We start from the raw sequence: 488 nt of genomic DNA on the forward strand, positions 1-488 counted from the left end.
CACCGTCGCTTCCGAACACGACACCTGTGACATTGATGGCTTCTACAGCGACACGCGGAACGATTTCTTCTGCCTCGAGTACGGCGAAGAAATCGACCGGACCATACGCGTCTACATCCCGGCTGAGTACTGGCATCCGTACCTCCGTGAGGGCGTCGAACCGGTGTCTGGCGACGCCAAAGCCACCTTCGAGCCCGTCGAAGATAGTCAGTACACGGCTGTCACGGTGACGGTCACTGAGCCAGGCACCTACGCCTGGAAAGTCAACAGCGAGGCGTCGTACTTCGCTGGGGCAAAAGATCGGACGCTGGACAACGTTGAGGATATCACTGGCGTCGGTGCGCCCGACACGGAAGAGTGGCAGTACATCCAACCCTCCGAACTCGGGGGCAACCAGTCGGCGTACGTCCTCCGAGCGCCCAACGGGACCGACGCACTCATCATCGAGTACCGACAGCCGAACGACGAGTGGTCTCGCGTTCCCGATG

1 protein-coding gene is annotated in these 488 nt (G+C 60.7%); it reads left to right on the forward strand.

The window, feature by feature from the left end; genetic code table 11:
• A partial coding sequence (locus DVK01_RS22000; RefSeq protein ID WP_158598803.1) for a hypothetical protein occupies positions 1–488 on the forward strand: 488 nt, incomplete at both ends.

Origin of the sequence: Haloarcula sp. Atlit-120R, from assembly GCF_003665885.1 — an archaeon.
Taxonomy (GTDB): domain Archaea; phylum Halobacteriota; class Halobacteria; order Halobacteriales; family Haloarculaceae; genus Haloarcula; species Haloarcula taiwanensis.